We start from the raw sequence: 18,756 nt of genomic DNA on the forward strand, positions 1-18,756 counted from the left end.
TCGCCGGTGTTCATCAAGTGATGGAAAAATCGCCTTTTGATGAAGCCTTCAGTCGCGTGAGTCCTTCGTCAATGCTCACGATCGGTATGTAGCCGAAGTCGCGGCGTGCCGGTTCCATGCTGTACCAGTGCGGCGTACACAGCTGTTCGGCAAGGAAACGGGTGAGCGGCGGCTCGCCGGGCAAGCGCAACAGCGGCCACACCCGCTCGCAGATCGCGCCGATGCGATACGCCGTCTTGAAGCTGATCGTCCGGTGCACGGGCGGGGCCCCCACTGCACCCAGCAGCTTGTTGAGCAGCTCACGCATCGGCAGCGGTTCGCCGTTGGAGATGAAGTACGCCTTGCCCGCACAGGCCGCTCCCGGCGCCAGCGCATCCAGCGCAAGGAAATGGGCAAGCGCTGCATTGTCGATGTAGGTCGTGTCGACCTTGTTGCTGCCATCCCCCACCAGCCGCAGGCGGCCGGCACGGGCGCGCTGGGCCAGCCGCGGTACCAGTTGCAGATCGCCCGGACCCCAGATCAGGCGCGGACGCAGCGCGACGGTGGCGAGCGTTGCATCGTTGGCCGCCAGCACGCGCTGCTCGGCAATCGCCTTGGTCGCGGCGTACGGGGCCTGGAAGTCCTCGCCATAGGGCACTTCGTCCGCACCCAGACCCTCCACCGGATGCGTGGCGCGGTGGGTCACACTCGGCGTGGAGGTATAGACGAGCTTGTGCACGCCCTGCGCGCGGCAGGCCGCGAGGACGTTGTCGGTGCCGACCACGTTGGCCTGGTGATAGCTCTCGTAGCTGCCCCAGGCGCCCGCTTTGGCCGCGTTGTGCAGCACCGCGTCCATGCCGGCCACGGCATGCAGCACCGCCTGCGCATCGGCCAGGTCGCCCTGGATCTGGCCCACACCCATCGCCTGCAGCGCCGGGTAGTGGCCCCGGTTGAAACTGAGCACCTGATGGCCTCGCTCGGCCAACCCGGCACAGAGTGCCTGACCGAGGAAGCCGCCGCCGCCGGTGACAAGGACCCTCATGCTTTTTTCTCCAGCTCGGCGGCAGCCCAGATCGCCAGCTTCTCGCGGCCGATCTTGGCATTGTGGCGGATGTCCACCGGGAAACCGGGATGGACGAGATAGTGCCGCAGGCCAGCGTCAGGCACGCAGACCGCAGCCTTGGCCCGCAGCGCGTCGACCAGTGCGGGCGAGCTCGACTGCCCACGTGCAAGCTCGATGCACAGCACCGGCACCTGCTGACCCGGTGTACCGACGCCGACCAGCGCGCTGCGGGCAACGCCCGGGACGGTGTTGAACACCGGCTCGATCTGCTCGGTGTAGAGCGGTCCGCGTGCCGTCTCCACGCGCTGGGTCTTGCGGCCGCAGAACCACAACTGGCCCTGTGCATCGAAATAGCCGACATCGCCCATGCGATGCACCACGCGCAGATGACCGTCGGCCAGCGTTTCGCTGATCTTGGCGGCCGCCGTCGCCTGCGGGCGGTTGAAATAACTGTCCGTGGCGGTGGGTCCGGCCACGGTGATTTCGCCGATCTCGCCGACCGGCATCACCCGTACCCGGCTCCAGTCCGGCAGCGCGGCATCGTCGATGGCGATGATGCGCACCTCGTTGGGCGCCACCACACTACCCACGCAGGTGCCGGCCCCGGACTCGGTAGCGGCACGGGTGTCTTCCAGCGCGCGGCCTTCGATCACCGCCACCGGCAGGCACTCGGTGGCCCCGTAGGGCGTCCAGAACTGGGCATCCGGCGGCAACAGGCGGCGGATCGTCGCCACCACGTCCGGCGGCACCGGCGCACCGGCCGACGTCACCCGCTTGACGCCCGGCAGGGGCTGTCCATGATCGGCCAGCACCCGCATCAAGGCGGGCGAGCCAAACAGCTGGGTCACGCCGTGGCGCTTGATCGCATCGTGCAGGCGGCGGGGATCTGCCGACGCCGGTCGGGTCGGATCCATGTCCGGGATCACCGAGGTCAGGCCCAGTGCGGGGTCGAACAGGGCGAACGGCGGGAACGTGGGCAGGTCCACGCCACCCGGCTCCATGCCGAAGGCCGAACGCAGCAGCTCGACCTGGCCGACGAAGTGGCGGTGGCGGTAGACCACGCCCTTGGGCACCCCGGTGGAGCCGCTGGTGAACAGGATCGCGGCCGTGTCCTCGCCATCGGTATCGGCCAGCATGGGCGGCGTGCCTGCTCCTGCCCGCTCCAGCGCAGCCAGCGTGGTGCCGCCCCACCCCAGCTTGCGCCCCACGGTGACCAGCCGCTTGGCCGACGGTGACCAGCGCAGCGCAAGCCGTGCCACATGGGCCAGCGGAATCCCGATGAAGGCGTCCGGCTGCGCCTCGTCCAGGCACTGCTTCAGCGCGCGCTTGTCGATGCCGGGATCCACCAGCACCGGCACCGCGCCGATCTTGAACAACGCGAACATCAACAGGAAGAACTCCGGCGACGGCCGGACCATCACCACCGCACGCACGCCGCGGCCGATGCCGTAGGCGGCCAGTCCGGCGGCCATCGCATCACTGCGCGCGTCCAGTTGGCGGTAATCGAGGGTGACGTCGTAAGACGCCATGCCATTGCCCGGGCCGCGTCGGCCGGGGCAACGAATGGCGATCTGGTCAGGCCGCTCACGGGCCAACTCGGGCAATCGGGCGGCAATATTGCAGGATCGGTTCATCCGTTCATTGTCGCCGCGTCCGGAATTTCTTGCACGGCGCTCCGCTTCGTGGAAAATCCGCACTCTCTTTCAACGACGCGACTGCCGCCTGGGGCGGCTTGCCCATGCAACACCCCTGCATGACCTGTGGTGCCTGCTGCACCCAATACCGCGTTGCCTTTCATTGGATGGAATCGGACGAAGTCACGCCCGGTGGCGTGCCGAACGCACTGACCGAAGTGCTGGACCCGCATCGCCTGTGCATGCGCGGCACCCACAGCGCGCCGGTGCGCTGCGTCGCCCTGGATGCGCAGATCGGCGTGTATTCCCGTTGCACGATCCATCCCAACCGGCCCAGCGTGTGCCGCGAGGTGGATGCGTCGTGGGAATACGGCAAGCCCAGTGCGCAGTGCGAAAAGGCGCGCATCGCCTATGGCCTGGACCCGCTGACGCCCGCCGATTGGCGCTGGCGCGATGCGCCCGGCAGCAATGACGACCATCCGGACGACAACGGCTCGCCACAGGCCCCGATCGCGGCGTGAGCCGACGATTCACCGGCCCGGTCGCGCCGAGCCCTGCTCGGCGGCCGTTTTCCGCGTCCCCGCTCAGCTCAGCGGATGGGCATCCAGGAAGGCGCGGATCGCCGGTACCAGTACTTCATGCTTGTCTTCCAGCACGTAGTGGCCAGCGTCGTTGAACGCATGCACCTCGGCCTGCGGCAGCGCCGCCTGAAAGGTTTCCAGGAAATGATGATCGAACACGAAATCGCGCAGTCCCCATCCGATGAACGCTGGGCGGTCCGCGAAGGATGGCAGCGCCTTGCCGGAGCGCTCCAGCAACGGCCAGGCCTTGTCGGCCGGTGACAGCGGGATGTCCTGCATGAAGCGGATGGTGCTGATCCGGTTCGCCCAACTGTCATACGGGGCAACGTAGGCGCGGCGGACATCGGCGGGCATCTTCCGCTCCACCCCCAGTCGCGAGGCGCCGGCCGAGAATGCATTGAAGGTGCGGATGATCCATTCCCCCACCTTCCAGTGCCGGCCCAGGCCGATCTGCCACGGCATCTTCTTCGCCGCCGGCATCGGGAAGGCGGCGGTATTCAACACCACCAGCCGCTTGACCTGCGCATGGTGGGACAGCGCCCAGCCAAAGCCGATCATGCCGCCCCAATCATGCACGGCCAGGGTGACCGGGCCGGTGATGCCCAGGTGCGCCAACAGCGCATCGAGGTCGTCCACGCGGCTCTGCAGGGTGTAGTCGTAGCGGTCATCGGCCGGCTTGTCGGACAGGCCCATGCCGATGTGATCCGGCACGATGCAGCGGTACCGGTCCGACAGGCCGGCCACCAGCGTGCGCCAGTAATAGCTCCAGGACGGATTGCCATGGACCATCACGACCACCTCGCCATCGCGCGGGCCCTCGTCGATGTAGTTCATCGACAGGCCGGGGCGGACGTCGAAACGGTGGGTCGTAACGGGATATCCCGGAAGATCGCGCATGGGGTGCACCTGTGAAAAGGGCCGGATAGACCGGCCCTTGGAGTTTCATCGAACGGACCGGATCACCAGACCACTTCAGCCATCGAGCAGTTCAGCCCCGAGCCGATGCCGAGCAGCGCGATGCGGTCGCCCTTCTTGAGCTTGCCCAACTGCTTCAGCTTGCTCAGCACGATCGGCACCGAGGCCGGGCCGATGTTGCCGTGCTCACCGAAGATGGTCATCACCTTCTTCGGGTCAATGCCGAAGTTCTTGATGAACGCAGCGGTGTGCGGCTGGCTGACCTGATGGATCACGAACTGGTCCAGCTCCTCCACCGCCCAGCCCAGCGCGATCTTCGCCGCGGCGAACGTCTTCTGCGCCAGCTTGATGCCCTCGATCAACAGCACGCGGGTGTCGGTGACCATGCGGTCCAGGTTACCCAGGCACAGCTGGTTCCACTCGGTGGCCGAACGGGTGACGCCGCCCTTGTAGCGCGGGGCATCGGGTACCAGGTCCGAGCGCGCCATCACCATCGCCGCGGCACCCGAGCCGGTGGTCAGCGCCGCCAGCTCGTTGCGGAAATCTTCGGCAGTGACATCCGGCGCCGTCATGCGCTCCAACGTCTTTTCATACACCAGGTTCGCGGTTTCGCCATCGACGACCAGCGCGTATTTCAGCTCGCCGCGCTCGATCATGCGGGCGGCGATGTCCATGCCGTTGATGAAGGCCAGGCAGGCGTTGGCGACGTCGAAGGTCACGCACTCCTCGCCCACGCCCAGGTTGCCGGACACGATGCTGGCCGTGGACGGTTCCAGGTAGTCGCGGCTGACCGAGGTGTTGATCACCAGGCCGACATCGGCCGGGCCGATGTTGGCGTCCTCCAGCGCCTTGCGGGCCGCCATGGTGGCCGCATCAGAGGCCAGCGTGCCGTCGTCCCACAGGCGGCGCGCATGGATGCCCGCCACATCCCCCAGCACGTCGGTACGGATACCGAGGCGGTCCAGGGTGGGCTGCAGGCGTTCGTTTATTTCCTTGGTCGTTAGCGTGTGGGGCGCGTCGACATGCGCCAGGCCGGCGATCGAGACATTCTTGAAGAGCATCGAGTTAGCGCCAAGGCTCAGGCAAAGGGGGCGTCATTCTATAACCCTCTTGGCCTGTCCGCACCTTTACGGGTTCAGCTTGGTCCGCGAGGGGATTTTCAGCGCGGCGGACACTGGTAGGCCGCGAAGCGCTGGCTGCCGTCCGCAGGGGGGGCCGAGGCCTGCAGCGCATTGGCTCCGGCACTCGGCGCTTCGTTGCGCGCCAGCGTCTCCAGCTCTTCCTGCACCCGCAAGGGGTTGCGGTTGTAGAAGCCGACCTTGTTCTTCACGGTGACCGCCACCTCTCCCTTGTTCACGCAGCCCGCAGGGACCGCGCCTGCAGGCAGCACCCGGACGCTGGTTCCGGCGGGCTCGATCGGCACCCAGGTGCAGGCAGTGGTGGCGAGCAGCAGGGCGGAGATCAGCAGGATGCGCATGGGGTCTACCAGAGAAGGTTTCCCTGATTGTGCCTGAACCTGCTGAACGTGGGATGGCAGAGACCGACCGTGTCCGTCCAGCGTCAACGTGCGCGATGAGCCAGCTCCCGCACCTGCAGGTTGTCCAGCACCAACGGGGTGTCGTCTTTCTTCTTGCCGATGACCAGCACAAGCGCTTCAGGCCCTTCAAGGGTGAACTCCATGGTCCCGTAGCCCATCTCTCCCGTTTCCTGCTCAAACAGCATGACCTGCTCGTCGGAGATCAGTTTCTGCAGGAAGCAGGGGCGGTTACAGCCCCACGAGAACGCCACCCGACGGTGCCCGGCGCCTTCAAGGGCAATGCTGACGCTCGAATCCACGCTGAGATGCCTGCCCGAGATCAGCCCGCCGCTGGCAGGATGCGGGCGGTCGCTGACGGCGGCGTGATCACCGCTGAGCTCGAACTGGAAGCCCCCCGCCGTAACCCGCGTGTGTTGCCCCACCGGTACCTCTTCGAAATCGGCTGAACCCCGCTGCGCCGGCTGTCCGACGGCCTGGTCATGGACATCGTAGGAAAATGACATCCGCTCCTGCTTGCTGGCTGGAAAAGCGAGCTGAACGATGGGTATCACCCGGCCGTGTCGCTGGAAATACTGGATCTGATCATGCTGGGCTTTGACCAGCGCCTCGCGCACTCCCTGCACGCGGAAAAACGAGTGCAGCGGGAGCCGGCCGCCACTGCCTTTCGGCCAGGCCGATACGAGGACTTCATTGTTGATGGACCAGCGCGCATCTGGCAGCCCCTGATGTGCCTCGGCCGCCAGCTTGAACCATCGCGCCGATTCCTCGGCACGGCCATGACGCAGATCCCAGCCACACACCTGGTATTCCTTGGCGCCGGCATATCGGTCCAGCCACTGCGTGGCGGTGGTGACGCCCAGCCTCTGGCACGTGTCGGTGGAGTACACATGTGCCGCCATGGGGCCACACCCCTGAAGGGTTGGGCGACTGTTCGTGCTGGCGGTGATGGGGAAACTGCACAGTATCTGCAGCGTGCCAAGCTGGCCGCGCGGGACTTCATGGTTCGGATAGAGAATGAATCCGTTCTGCCTGCCATACGGACGGCCAAACCCATCATCCCGGCGCAGCCAGGAAAACGCGATGCTGCCCTTGGCGGTCTGCTGGTCACTGGGCTCCCACGGCTGGAAGCCTGCTGCGGTCCGGGTAGCGCGCATCAGGATGCCGCTGCATTGATAGGCAGGCATCCCAGCACCGCCGCAGTCATCCACCGTATCGCCGTACCAGCGTTGCAGATCCTCCACTGCAGTGCTGTCGCGGGCGGACGATGGCAGCGTAGGCGCTGCAGCCAGCGCGATGCAGGTCGACATCGATGCATGGACCGCCAGCAGGAAACCCGCAGCGGTCCGGCAGCGAGATGAATAGCGTGCGGCACACTTCATGGTGGGCATCCTCTCTTGCTCACGCCTGGGCGCAGGCTCAGCATTCCAGCATCCGTTCCGTTGGATGACTGAGCGATCGGTCAGAGAAGCAATCGGTCGTCCAGAAGTCCGACACGAGAAGGCGGCATTCCCAACGGCGGAAAGCAGAAGGGCCACGGATTTCGCCGCGGCCCTTCTGCTCACGCTATGTCGATCACCGTTATTTGGTGATATCCACGTTCTTCGTATCGCGCAGGAACAGGCCACCGATGACGACCGTCATCAACGCGATGGCGATCGGATACCACAAGCCGTAGTAGAGGTTGCCCGTGCCGGCCACCAGCGCGAAGGAGATCGCCGGCAGGAAGCCACCGAACCAGCCATTGCCGATGTGGTACGGCAGCGACATCGAGGTGTAGCGTATGCGGGTGGGGAACAGTTCCACCAGGTAGGCGGCGATCGGGCCGTACACCATGGTCACGTACAGCACCAATATCCACAGCATGAAGATCGTGCCGGGGATGTTGATGCGCGCATTGTCCGCCTTGGCCGGGTAACCGGCTTCGACCAGCGCGGCCTTCAGCTCGGTACCGAACGCATCGCCCTTGGCCTTGCCCTCGTCCTTGGCCAGGCCGGCGGACTCGTAGGAACTTACCTTCGCCGTGCCGACGTTGACCACCGCCAGCGAGCCCGCCGGTGCCGGCTGCACGTCATACGGCACACCGGCCTTGGTCAGCGCGGCCGTTGCCACGTCGCACGAGCTGGTGAACTTGCGCAGGCCCACCGGATCGAACTGGAACGAGCAGGTGTTCGGATCGGCCACGACCAGCGCCGGCGAGTTGGTGCGTGCTTCTTCAATGGCCGGATTGGCGAAGTGGGTCAGGCCCTTGAACACCGGGATATAGGTGATGGCGGCCAGCAGGCAGCCGGTCAGGATGATCCACTTGCGGCCGATGCGATCGGACAGCCAGCCGAAGAAGATGAAGAACGGCACGCCCAGCGCCAGCGCGGCAGCGATCAACAGGTACGAGGTGGTCGGATCGACCTTCAGCATGCTGCTGAGGAAGAACAGCGCGTAGAACTGCCCGCCGTACCACACCACGGCCTGGCCGGCGGCAGCACCCAGCAGCACCAGCAGCATCAGCTTCAGGTTGCCGTCTTTCAGGCTGTCGCGGAATGGCGTCTTGGAGCCCTTGCCTTCGGCCTTCATCTGCTGGAACAGCGGCGACTCACTCAGTTGCAGGCGGATCCACACCGAAATGCCCAGCAGGACGATCGACACCAGGAACGGGATGCGCCAGCCCCAGTCTTCGAACGCCTCGTTGCCCAGGAAATAGCGGCAGGCAAGGATGATCAGCAGCGACATGAACAGGCCCAGCGTCGCGGTGCACTGGATGAAGCTGGTGTACAGGCCGCGTTTGTCCGCCGGTGCATGCTCGGCCACGTAGGTCGCCGCGCCACCGTACTCGCCGCCCATTGCCAGGCCCTGCGCCAGACGCAGGATGATCAGGATCACCGGTGCGGCAAAGCCGATGGAGGCGTAGTTGGGCAGCACGCCGACCAGGAAGGTCGAGATGCCCATGATCAGGATCGTGACCAGGAAGGTGTACTTGCGGCCGATGCGGTCACCGAGGCTGCCGAAGAAGGCCGCACCGAACGGACGCACGAAGAAGCCCGCCGCGAAGGCAAGCAGGGCGAAGATCATGCCCGTGGTTTCATTGACACCGCTGAAGAACTGCTTGGCGATGATGGCGGCGAGTGAGCCGTACAGGAAAAAGTCGTACCACTCGAACACCGTGCCGAGGCTCGATGCAAAGATGACTTTCTTGTGGCCGTGCGTCAGTGACACAGGCGCGGTACCAGGTGTTGTCGACATGAGACGCTTCCCCTCCGAAGCAGGATGACTGTGGTGCCGGCGTCAGCCGGCACCCGCGTTAGAAACTGTATTTGGTGGTGAACTGCACGCGGTTGATGTCGCCCTTGCGACCATCTTCGATCTCGCGCACGCCGTACATGTACTCCGCACCGATATCGACCTTGGGCATCGGCGTGTAGAACACGTTGCCGCGGATGCTCTGCACGCTCTTGGTGACCAGTGGGCCGAGCGTGCCGTCGTTGTCATAGTCGCTGCGCGCATAGATCAGGTTGGTGCGCAGCTTCGGGGTGAAGGCATGGCGCCAGCCGACATAGCCAGCCAATACGCCCGTCGTCGCCAACTCGTCGCGGGCGACGTCGTAAGCGGTATCGGCGGTGATGCCCAGGCCGATGTAACGCGAAATGCCCTCGCCCCCGGTCAGCTGGTAGTGCAGCGTGTCGGTGTCGGCCATCACCCACTTGCCACCCAGGGTCAGGCCGCCGGCGATCTTGTCCGCGTCCGCACCGGTGGTCTGGTTGTCCACCTTCAACTGGCGCACCAGGCCGGCCACGCCGAAGGTACCCCAGTCACCCTTCCAGCCGTAGCGCACGGTCAGGTCGGGCAGGCTGCCGCGATCAGAGTTGGCACTGGCGTTGGTCCACGCCCCGGTGACCGGATTGCGCACGCCGGTGAGCGTGGTCGTCTCCGGATTTTCCAGTGCCACGCTCAAGCCGCCGGTGGTATAGCGGATCTGTGCCTGGCGGACGAACACCACACCGTCGGTCGGACCGACGAAGTCGGCGGCCTCGGGAATCGAGGCGGCATCCATGAAGTTGGTCCAGGTCTGGCCTGCGGTCCACTTGTTCCAATACATGTACGCGTGGCGCAGGGTGACACCGTAGGTATTGGTGGCCGTCTGGTTGCCCAGCGAATTGCCGAAGAAATCCATCTCGAAGAACGCGCCGGCCTTGTCACCGGACGCGCTGACGTTGTCGATGCCCAGGTTGAAGCGCGAGAACTTGGCATGGGCATTGAAGTCCACGTCCGAACGCTCGCCGCTGCCGCCCGCACCGGCTACCGGGGTCTGGCCCGGCAGGTACAGCGCACGGCCGGTGGCATCGTCGGCCAGTTGGCCATCACCGGTCTGGGTGGCCATGAAATCAGCCTTGATGAAGCCACCGATCTTGACCGTGGTGCCCGGTGCCGCGCCAGGGGTGATGGTAGTGACCTGGATCGGCTGTTTGCCTGCCGGCACGACCGGCTTCTGCTCGGCCTGCACCGTCCTTACCTCGGTGACGGCCTGCTGGGTCTGGCTGAGCTGGGTCTGCTGCTGTTGCTGCGATGACAGCAGCAACTGCACCTGGCGCTCGAGCTCGCCCACGCGTGCTTCCAGTGCTTTCTCTCTCGCGGTTTCCGCGAACGCCATGCCCGGTGCCGCCAGCGCAACCAGCATGCAGGCAGCCAACGGCTTGCGCAGCGTCTTCAACGTACGGTGATTCATGTTGCCCTCTCTCCCAAGTGGCAAATCGAAAGACGCGCGTGGGGCACGGTCGAAGCCGAGGGTGCGTCCGCTTGACGCACCGCCGCTATTGGCCATTAGTCGTACCTGCCCGATGACGGCCGTCCCCGGAGCAGCCCAGTGCACCCTTGCCGGCCTGCAGGTTTCGACCATGGTCTAAGGGGTACGGTGTCGCGGCTGGGGATGGATGGGGCAAACTGGGTGTCAACGGTTGCCGCGCATGCTGCAACTGCACATAAAAGTCCACGTGCAAGTGAGGGTGCCATGGTTGATCTCTATCCCGTCGATCCGCAGTTCGCCGAAAAGTCGCGGATCAACAAGACCACTTACCAGCAGCAGTACCAGACGTCGGTCGATGACCCCGACGCGTTCTGGGGCGCGGCCGCGCGGCGCCTGGACTGGTTCAAGCAGCCCACGATCATCAAGAACGTCAGCTACGACCTGGCCGACTTCCACATCAAGTGGTTCGAGGATGGCGAGCTCAACGCCAGCGTGAACTGCCTGGACCGCCAGCTCGCCACGCGCGGTGACAAGACCGCGTTGCTGTTCGAGCCCGACAGCCCGGATGCGCCGGCGCAGCATGTCACCTACCGCGAGCTGTACGAGCGCACCTGCCGCCTTGGCAATGCGCTGCGCAACCTCGGCGTCAAGAAAGGCGACCGCGTCACCATCTACCTGCCGATGATCGTCGACGCGGCCGTCGCGATGCTGGCCTGCGCGCGCATCGGTGCCATCCACTCGGTGGTATTTGGTGGGTTCGCGCCCAATTCCATTGCCGATCGCGTGAGCGACTGCGCCAGCAAGTTGATCATCACCGCTGACGAGGGCCTGCGCGGTGGCAAGAAGATTCCGCTGAAGGCGAACGTCGACGCAGCCCTGAAGCTGCCCGGCACCAACACCGTGGAAACCGTGCTGGTGGTACGCCACACCGGCGGCGTGGTGGACATGCAGGCGCCGCGCGACCGCTGGTTCCATGATGTGGTGGACAGCCAGCCAGCCGAGTGCGAGCCGGAACGCATGAACGCCGAGGATCCGTTGTTCATCCTTTACACGTCCGGCTCTACCGGCAAGCCGAAGGGCGTGCTGCATACCACCGGCGGCTACCTGCTGTATGCGGCTTACACGCACGAGGCGGTGTTCGATCTGCGCGAGGACGACATCTACTGGTGCACCGCCGATGTCGGCTGGGTCACCGGCCACAGCTACATCGTCTACGGGCCACTGGCCAACGGCGCGACGTCGCTGATGTTCGAAGGCGTGCCGAACTTCCCCAGCACCTCGCGGTTCTGGGAAGTGATCGACAAGCACAAGGTGAGCATCTTCTACACCGCGCCCACCGCCATCCGCGCATTGATGCGTGAGGGCGAAGAGCCGGTCAAGAAGACCTCGCGCAGCTCGCTGCGGCTGCTTGGCAGCGTCGGCGAGCCGATCAACCCGGAAGCCTGGCGCTGGTACTACGAGGTGGTGGGCGACAGCCGCTGCCCGATCGTCGATACGTGGTGGCAGACCGAAACCGGCGGCATCCTGATTTCCCCGCTGCCGGGCGCAGTGGACCTCAAGCCTGGTTCGGCCACGGTGCCGTTCTTCGGCATCCAGCCGGCGCTGGTCAATGCCGATGGCGAGATCAAGGACGGCGCCACCGAGGGCAACCTGATCATCCGTGATTCGTGGCCGGGCCAGATGCGTACGGTCTACGGCGACGACCAGCGCTTCATCGACACCTACTTCCGCACCTATCCGGGCGCCTACTTCACCGGTGACGGCTGTCGCCGCGATGAGGATGGGTATTACTGGATCACCGGGCGGGTAGACGATGTCATCAACGTCTCCGGCCATCGCATCGGCACGGCCGAGGTGGAAAGTGCACTGGTATCCCATCCGAAGGTGGCCGAAGCCGCAGTTGTCGGCTTCCCGCATGACGTCAAGGGCCAAGGCATCTATGCCTATGTCACCCTGATCGCCGACGAGGCCCCCAGCGACGAACTGCATAAGGAGCTGGTGGCATGGGTACGCAAGGAGATTGGTCCAATCGCCACGCCTGACCACCTGCAGTGGGCGCCGGGACTGCCGAAGACACGCTCGGGCAAGATCATGCGCCGCATCCTGCGCAAGATCGCGGAGAATGCGCCGGACCAGCTCGGCGACACGTCTACCTTGGCCGATCCATCCGTGGTGGCCTCGCTGGTCGACGAACGCAAAGTGAAGTAACGGCCAGCGGGGGGCAGCTCGGTTTCGCTGCACGACACGGATCTGCCTCCTTCCGCCCTCCTGTTTTCCCTAAGCTGACGCCATGACCACCCTTTTGATTGCCGATGACCATCCGCTGTTCCGCGAAGCACTGCGCGGCGCCGTGCAGCGTGTCATTCCCGGCGTACAACTGTTCGAGGCCGACAGCGTGGAAGCCCTGTATGCCTTGGCCGACCAGCACAACGATGCCGACCTGGTCCTGATGGACCTCAACATGCCCGGCGCGCAGGGTTTCAACGCGCTGGTGCATATGCGGTCACTGCACCCGCACCTGCCCGTGGTGGTGGTGTCGGCACGCGAGGAACCCACCGTGATGCGGCGCGCACTGGACCACGGCGCATTCGGTTTCATTCCCAAATCCGCAGATTCGGACACCATTGGCCATGCGCTGGGGATGATCCTGGACGGCGAAACCTGGGCGCCGCCGGAAGCGCATAACGTGCCGCCCACCGGACGCGAAGAGCGCGAAGTCGGCCAGCGCCTGCGCGAGCTGACCCCGCAGCAGTTCCGCGTGCTGCAGATGTTGGGAGCCGGACGGCTGAACAAGCAGATCGCCTATGACCTCACGGTCTCTGAAGCGACGATCAAGGCGCACGTCACCGCCATCCTTCGCAAGCTGGGCGTCACCAACCGGACCCAGGCGGTGTTGATGGCAGGCAAGCTGGCCATCGATGACCAGCAGATCGTGTTGCCGCCGGAAGAAGATTGAGCGGTTGAGGAGCGGCCCCTGCGCTCGCCGAGCGTGGCTCGGCGCTACCGTGATCGAGCCTTGCTCGGTGGTGTGGCACGTGGCGCGCAATATAGCCGCAGCTATGAAACTCAGCTTTACCTGCGCAATCACCCACTGACGCCTCCTGCTGCAGCGCCAGTGCTAAGCTTCGCGTCCCCTTGGGGAGTAGCCGGTTTCCTGCTGCAGGAAACGCCCGTATCAACATGCTCGGCCAGTGCGCCGTGGTGCGGGCAACCATCATGGTTGGCGAGACCAGCGGTCCGCGTGCGCAACGACAGGTTGGGCGCGAGCGCGGGCCGTGCGTCCGTCTTCGCCCGACCTGTCGTGAACCTCATGTCCCCTCTTTCGATCCTCCTGATCGGCTTCGCCATGTCCACCGATGCCTTCGCCGCCGCCATCGGCAAGGGCGCCGCCATGCGCAAACCGGTGTTCCGCGATGCAGTGCGTGCGGGCCTGATCTTTGGCGTCATCGAAGCCATCACCCCGGTGATCGGCTGGCTGATCGGCCGCGTCGCGCTGGACTACGTGGAGGCCTATGACCACTGGATCGCGTTCGGCCTGTTGTCTGCGCTCGGTCTGCACATGGTCGTCGCCGGCCTGCGGCCCGAAGACGAGTCCGAAGACGAAGATCCTTCGCGCCACCGAGGGTTCTGGCATCTGGCCGTGACTGGTTTTGCCACCAGCATCGACGCGATGGCGGTCGGCATCGGGCTTGCCTTCATGGATGTGCATATCGGTGTCATGGCGCTGGTCATCGGCCTGTGCACGCTGACCATGGTCACCGCAGGCATCATGCTCGGACGGGTGCTGGGCAGCCTGATCGGCAAGCGTGCGGAAATCATCGGCGGCGTGATCCTGATGATCATCGGCAGCACGATTCTGTACGAGCACCTGAGCGGGGCGGCATGACGCAGCACTCGGTACGGCGTCGCCTCACTCCCACCATCCCCGGGGTCGGTCGCGGTTGGTGCAGCGCCGGCGGACAGTGACCGTCGGCTCGGCGGAGGGCTGGTAACAGTCGGCCAAGGTCCGGTGGTGCGGGGTGTCAGTTGCCTCAACGCCGCCCGATCCGGCAGCGTGCGGATCCATGTCGGCCGGCACGGCCGCGCCTGCTCCACGCAACGTGCCACTGAGGTACACACAGCGGTCGTCTCTGAACAACGGAACCGGCGATACGTGACGCTCCAGGAAGGCCTTCATCGTGTCATAAGAGATACGGTCGACCGCCGCAATGTAGTACCGGCCGTGCTCCGGCTGCAGCACCAGCAGCGGTCCGTGTCCGATGCACTCGGCACGGCAGAAGTCGGCGATGCGTTCAACCGCCTCGTCATCACAGTGCAGAGCGCGCTCGGCGCAGTAGGCGCGGAAGTGAGCCGTCATCTGCGCTGCCAGGACCTCAATGCACGTATAGACATGCCGCAACCGCTTGTCGTCGGAGGCGGTGATGCGTTCGCGCTGCAACCATGCGCGCATCTTCGGGTAGCGGTTCAGCGTTTGCCACTGATGCTGCTGGCTGGCCTCGATGGTCGCCTGGTCCAGTGAGAACTGATGGGATATCGCGCCCATCGCCGCCCCCACCACGGCATCGCCCACCAACCGGGCGCTGCCGTGGCACATCCATGACATGCCAGCACCCAGCGCACCCCCGACGGTGGCCGCCAGCACCGGCGCTGCAGGCGATTGGACCGGCAGGTTGAGCACCACGTGCAGTGCGCTCCCCAGCGCGCAACCGGCGTCGCGAACGCGCACCAGCGCGCCAGACGGGACAGCGTGGGAAACAGGAGGAACAGTCAGCATGAAGCATCGCCTGCGGGGAAGGGATGCTCTGGATACCGTGCCGGCGCAGCGGCCGCCACCAGCCAGCGCGCATCGCGGCGAACGGCAGGGGACGTCAGTCGCGCGGCGTCGCGTAGGCGGCCAGGAAGGCGCGCAGCGACGCAGGTTTGATCGGCTTGGTCAGCAGGCGATAACCCCGATCACGCGCCATCCGCTTCAGCTCATCGCGTCCATCGGCCGTCAGCAGCGCACCAGGCAGGTCACTGCCGGCGGCCTCGCGCAGTGCCACCAGCGTATCCAGCCCGTCCAGGCGATCGTGCAGGTGGTAATCCACCAGCATCACGTCCGGACGCTCGGCCACCTTCTGCAGTGCCTGGTCCACCGTGCTCGCCGTGATCACCTGCACCTGCCATCGTCCCAGCAGCGCGCGCATGCCGTCGAGGATCTCTTCGTCGTTGTCCACGCACAGCACGCGCATGCCCGCCAGCGAGTCGGCGCGCACGGCCGGGATCGCTGCGGCTGCGGCGTCCAGCTCGCCCATCCCGTGCGTTGCGGCCACACGGGGCAGGGTGATGGAGAACATCGAGCCGCTGCCCACGCGGCTGCGCGCATTCAAGCGATGGTCCAGCAGGCGGGAGATGCGCTGGCAGATCGACAGCCCCAGCCCAAGCCCCTGTTCACCCCAATCGAATGGCTGCTGATAGCGATGGAACTCATCGAAGATCTGCTGCATGTGATGTTCAGGGATGCCCGGGCCTGTATCCCACACCTGCAGCTCGATCTCGTCGCCGCGGTGGCGCACCGCCAACACGATCCTGCCCTTGCGGGTGTAGCGCAGCGCGTTGGCGAGGAAATTCTGCATGACCCGGCGCAGCAGGCGACGATCACTGCGCACCCAGGCCGGCCGCGCGAACAGGTCCAGGCGCAGGCCCCTCCCTGCAGCGACCGGAGAATACTGGGCAGCCAACTCACGCATCAAGGCACTGGCGTCGAAGTGGCTGATCACGGGATGCAGTCCACCGGCATCCAGCCGCGACACATCCAGCAGCCCGTCCAGCAGTTCCTCCGCCGCGCGCAGCGATGCATCCACGCGCTCGGCCAGGTGACGCTGTTCTTCGTTGTTGTGGTGGCTCTCGCGCAGCGCCGAGGCGAACAGCCGGGCAGCATTCAGCGGCTGCAACACGTCGTGGCTGATCGCTGCCAGGAAGCGCGTCTTCGACTGCTGCGCTGCTTCTGCGGCGTTTGATCGCTCCGCGACACGCTGCTCCAGCGTCTCGTTGGCCTCCAACAGCGCTTTTTCCGCGTGCTTGTAATCGGTGATGTCGTTGTAGCTGGTGACATAGCCGCCGCCGGGCAACGCCTGGCCCCGCATCTCGATCACCTTGCCGTCGCTGCGGGTGCGTTCGAACACGTGCGGTGAACCGGCCCGCATGTAGCGGATGCGGCGACTGATCTGCTGCTCGATGTCCCCCTCGCCCAGCTCTCCACGTTCGGCGTTGTACCGGATCAGGTCAGCGACCGGGCGACCCACATACAGCATGCCATCGGGGTAGCCGAACATATCCTGGTAACGCCGGTTCCACGCGGTCAGGCGCATGTCCGGGTCGACCACGCTGACCCCGGCGCTGATGTTCTCCAGCGTGGTGGACAGGATCTCCCGATTGAAGCGGAGCTCCTGGCCGGCTTCATCCAACACCGCCACGACTTCGCCCAGGTCCATGCCGGAGCCACGCAGCAGGCTGGTCAGCAACAGGCGTGCGGAGGCCGCGCCGATGGAGGCGGCCAGCAGGCGTTCGGTGAACTGCACCCACGGTCGATCAGCAGGCACCTGGGTCTGCAGCTCGCGGCCCAGCGACTGCGCCTGCTCGAAGAAGGATCGCCGCGCATGGCGCTCGCCCACCACGCGCGATGCCAGCGCCAGCAGATCGCCCACATGTACGTGACCCGGCCATCCACTGGCCACCGAGGGGCGCTGCGCGTACGGATCCAGGAAGGGCGCCGCACGCAGGCGCTCATCCACGCTCGGCCGCCAACGCGCCGATACCAGCATCATCGTGCCCGCGTTGACCAGCAGCGACCAGAACGTGCCGTGAGTCAGGGGATCCCACCCGTTCATGCCGAACAACTGCTGCGGACGCAGCCACGCCACCCCGAAAGGACCTTCCGCCAGCCAGCCGGTATCCAGCCATCCCGCTTGAGTCAGTGCAGGCAGCAGCAGGGTGTAGACCCATGTGGCGAAGCCAAGCACGATGCCGGTCTCGACGCCGCGGCGGCTGGCGCCGCGCCAGTACAAGCCACCGATCAGCCCCGGCGCGAACTGGGCGACAGCGGCGAACGCCATCAGACCGTAGGAGGCCAGGGAATTGTCGTTACCGCTGCTGCGGTAGTAGCTGTACGCGATCAGTGCCAGCAGCAGGATGGCGAGGCGGCGTATCCACAGGACGCGCGAGGCGACGTCGGCCGCTTCACCGGTATCGCCACTGCGCCGCAGTAGTACCGGCATCACCAGATCGTTGCTGATCATCGTCGCCAGCGCGATCGAGGACACGATGACCATGCCGGTGGCCGCCGAAAAGCCGCCGATGTACGCGATCAACGCCAGGACGTTGCGCCCTTCGTGCAGCGGTAGTGCCAGCACCATCGCATCGTCGGCTACCGAGCCGCCGGTGCCGAACAGGGTCACGCCCGCAGTAGCGATGGGAATCACCATGGCCGAGATCACCACCAGGTAGCCACCGAACATCCAGCGCGCGCGACGCACGTCGCGTACATCGCCGCACTCCACCACGGCCACGTGGAACTGGCGTGGCAGGCAAACGATGGCCAGGAAACTGAGCAGGGTCTGCGAGATGAAGCCAACCGGCGGCAGCGAGGTGAACAGGGTGTGCGCCGACTCGACCACCGCATTGGTGCGTTCGCTCAGCCATACATAGGCGAAGATGCCGAGCGCCACCATCGCCAGCAGCTTGATCACCGATTCCAGCGCGATGGCCAGCATCATGCCGTGGTGATGTTCGGTGGCGTCCACCTGGCGCGTGCCGAACAGGGTGGCGAACAGAGCCATCAACAGGGCCACGTAAAGCGCGGGGTCACTGAAGTAGCCCGTCGGCCCGCTGTCGCCGGTAAGCACCTGCAGACTCATCGCCACGGCTTTGTACTGCAGCGCCAGGTAAGGGACCACGCCGATCAGCGCGATGATCGCGACCAGCGCGGCCAGACGGCGCGAGCGACCGAACCGAGACGAGATGAAGTCGGCGATGGAGACGACGTTCTGGCTGCGTGCCACCAGCGCCAGGCGCTCGATGATGCGCCAGCCGAACAGCATCATCAGCAACGGACCGATGTAGATCGACAGATAGCCAACGCCACTTCGGACCGCTGTCCCCACCGCGCCATAGAAGGTCCACGACGAGCAGTACACCGCCAGCGCCAGGCTGTAGACCACCGGCCGCAGCCACGGGCGGTCCGGGTACAGCGGGCGTCGGTCACCCCACCACGCCACGCCGAACAGCAGCGCGGCATAGGCAACCGAGACCAGCAGCAGGATCCAGCTCGACACCAG

General features: G+C 65.5%; 14 protein-coding genes. 4 read left to right on the plus strand and 10 right to left on the minus strand.

Going from position 1 to position 18,756, the window contains the following annotated elements:
• Window positions 1–13: 13 nt before the first annotated feature.
• Both oleD and oleC read right to left on the minus strand, forming a co-directional pair.
• Window positions 14–1,021, minus strand: coding sequence for a 2-alkyl-3-oxoalkanoate reductase (gene oleD / locus ABRP17_RS07865; protein WP_349985355.1), 1,008 nt, complete (start codon window positions 1,019–1,021; stop codon window positions 14–16).
• Window positions 1,018–2,676, minus strand: coding sequence for an olefin beta-lactone synthetase (gene oleC, locus ABRP17_RS07870; RefSeq protein WP_349985356.1), 1,659 nt, complete (start codon window positions 2,674–2,676; stop codon window positions 1,018–1,020). The genes oleD and oleC overlap by 4 nt, the downstream gene beginning before the upstream one ends.
• 104 nt (window positions 2,677–2,780) lie before the next feature.
• Here oleC and ABRP17_RS07875 point away from each other — a divergent pair, with 104 nt between their 5' ends.
• The gene (locus tag ABRP17_RS07875) at window positions 2,781–3,197 is read left to right on the plus strand and encodes a YkgJ family cysteine cluster protein (RefSeq protein ID WP_188325453.1); all 417 of its coding nucleotides are present in this window, start codon (window positions 2,781–2,783) and stop codon (window positions 3,195–3,197) included.
• A 63-nt stretch (window positions 3,198–3,260) separates the two neighbouring features.
• On the opposite strand, the gene ABRP17_RS07880 is transcribed toward ABRP17_RS07875, so the two are convergent.
• The 6 genes from ABRP17_RS07880 to ABRP17_RS07905 form a co-directional block, all read right to left on the minus strand.
• Window positions 3,261–4,154 carry an alpha/beta fold hydrolase gene (locus ABRP17_RS07880; protein ID WP_188325454.1) on the minus strand — a complete coding sequence of 298 codons (894 nt, stop codon included), beginning with the start codon at window positions 4,152–4,154 and terminating at the stop codon, window positions 3,261–3,263.
• A gap of 62 nt (window positions 4,155–4,216) precedes the next feature.
• The gene (locus ABRP17_RS07885; RefSeq protein WP_188325455.1) at window positions 4,217–5,233 is read right to left on the minus strand and encodes a 3-oxoacyl-ACP synthase III; all 1,017 of its coding nucleotides are present in this window, start codon (window positions 5,231–5,233) and stop codon (window positions 4,217–4,219) included.
• A gap of 98 nt (window positions 5,234–5,331) precedes the next feature.
• Window positions 5,332–5,649 carry a DUF4156 domain-containing protein gene (locus ABRP17_RS07890; protein ID WP_188325456.1) on the minus strand — a complete coding sequence of 106 codons (318 nt, stop codon included), beginning with the start codon at window positions 5,647–5,649 and terminating at the stop codon, window positions 5,332–5,334.
• An 83-nt stretch (window positions 5,650–5,732) separates the two neighbouring features.
• Entirely contained in the window at window positions 5,733–7,244 is a 1,512-nt protein-coding gene (locus tag ABRP17_RS07895) for a hypothetical protein (RefSeq protein WP_349985357.1), read from the minus strand.
• Window positions 7,245–7,287: 43 nt separating this feature from the next.
• Window positions 7,288–8,943 (minus strand): MFS transporter, encoded by a 1,656-nt coding sequence (locus ABRP17_RS07900; RefSeq protein ID WP_188325458.1) that lies wholly within the window; start codon window positions 8,941–8,943, stop codon window positions 7,288–7,290.
• A 58-nt stretch (window positions 8,944–9,001) separates the two neighbouring features.
• The gene (locus ABRP17_RS07905) at window positions 9,002–10,423 is read right to left on the minus strand and encodes a DcaP family trimeric outer membrane transporter (RefSeq protein WP_188325459.1); all 1,422 of its coding nucleotides are present in this window, start codon (window positions 10,421–10,423) and stop codon (window positions 9,002–9,004) included.
• Between the two features lie 282 nt (window positions 10,424–10,705).
• On the opposite strand from ABRP17_RS07905, the gene acs reads away from it, so the two are divergent.
• The 3 genes from acs to ABRP17_RS07920 all read left to right on the plus strand — a co-directional run bounded on the left by acs (window position 10,706) and on the right by ABRP17_RS07920 (window position 14,327).
• Complete coding sequence (gene acs / locus ABRP17_RS07910; RefSeq protein ID WP_349985358.1) at window positions 10,706–12,649, plus strand: acetate--CoA ligase; 1,944 nt, start codon at window positions 10,706–10,708, stop codon at window positions 12,647–12,649.
• Window positions 12,650–12,731: 82 nt separating this feature from the next.
• A complete protein-coding gene (locus ABRP17_RS07915; RefSeq protein ID WP_349985359.1) occupies window positions 12,732–13,397 on the plus strand; it encodes a response regulator transcription factor in 666 nt (221 codons plus the stop codon).
• 354 nt (window positions 13,398–13,751) lie between these two features.
• Complete coding sequence (locus tag ABRP17_RS07920; protein ID WP_349985360.1) at window positions 13,752–14,327, plus strand: manganese efflux pump MntP family protein; 576 nt, start codon at window positions 13,752–13,754, stop codon at window positions 14,325–14,327.
• 24 nt (window positions 14,328–14,351) lie between these two features.
• Here the strand turns inward: ABRP17_RS07920 and ABRP17_RS07925 are convergent, their stop codons facing one another.
• Window positions 14,352–15,215 carry a hypothetical protein gene (locus ABRP17_RS07925; protein ID WP_349985361.1) on the minus strand — a complete coding sequence of 288 codons (864 nt, stop codon included), beginning with the start codon at window positions 15,213–15,215 and terminating at the stop codon, window positions 14,352–14,354.
• Window positions 15,216–15,309: 94 nt separating this feature from the next.
• The gene (locus ABRP17_RS07930; RefSeq protein WP_188327388.1) at window positions 15,310–18,756 is read right to left on the minus strand and encodes a PAS domain-containing hybrid sensor histidine kinase/response regulator; all 3,447 of its coding nucleotides are present in this window, start codon (window positions 18,754–18,756) and stop codon (window positions 15,310–15,312) included.

Origin of the sequence: Stenotrophomonas sp. WHRI 8082, assembly GCF_040223995.2 — a bacterium.
Lineage (GTDB): Bacteria > Pseudomonadota > Gammaproteobacteria > Xanthomonadales > Xanthomonadaceae > Stenotrophomonas.

Excerpts from the sequence above, each read along its gene's own strand:
- ABRP17_RS07900 (WP_188325458.1), bottom strand. The coding sequence starts at position 8,943 with ATGTCGACAACACCTGGTACCGCGCCTGTGTCACTGACGCACGGCCAC.
- ABRP17_RS07915 (WP_349985359.1), top strand. The coding sequence starts at position 12,732 with ATGACCACCCTTTTGATTGCCGATGACCATCCGCTGTTCCGCGAAGCA.
- ABRP17_RS07920 (WP_349985360.1), top strand. The coding sequence starts at position 13,752 with ATGTCCCCTCTTTCGATCCTCCTGATCGGCTTCGCCATGTCCACCGAT.
- ABRP17_RS07875 (WP_188325453.1), top strand. The coding sequence starts at position 2,781 with ATGCAACACCCCTGCATGACCTGTGGTGCCTGCTGCACCCAATACCGC.
- oleD (WP_349985355.1), bottom strand. The coding sequence starts at position 1,021 with ATGAGGGTCCTTGTCACCGGCGGCGGCGGCTTCCTCGGTCAGGCACTC.
- ABRP17_RS07885 (WP_188325455.1), bottom strand. The coding sequence starts at position 5,233 with ATGCTCTTCAAGAATGTCTCGATCGCCGGCCTGGCGCATGTCGACGCG.
- ABRP17_RS07890 (WP_188325456.1), bottom strand. The coding sequence starts at position 5,649 with ATGCGCATCCTGCTGATCTCCGCCCTGCTGCTCGCCACCACTGCCTGC.
- ABRP17_RS07925 (WP_349985361.1), bottom strand. The coding sequence starts at position 15,215 with ATGCTGACTGTTCCTCCTGTTTCCCACGCTGTCCCGTCTGGCGCGCTG.
- ABRP17_RS07880 (WP_188325454.1), bottom strand. The coding sequence starts at position 4,154 with ATGCGCGATCTTCCGGGATATCCCGTTACGACCCACCGTTTCGACGTC.
- acs (WP_349985358.1), top strand. The coding sequence starts at position 10,706 with ATGGTTGATCTCTATCCCGTCGATCCGCAGTTCGCCGAAAAGTCGCGG.
- ABRP17_RS07905 (WP_188325459.1), bottom strand. The coding sequence starts at position 10,423 with ATGAATCACCGTACGTTGAAGACGCTGCGCAAGCCGTTGGCTGCCTGC.
- oleC (WP_349985356.1), bottom strand. The coding sequence starts at position 2,676 with ATGAACCGATCCTGCAATATTGCCGCCCGATTGCCCGAGTTGGCCCGT.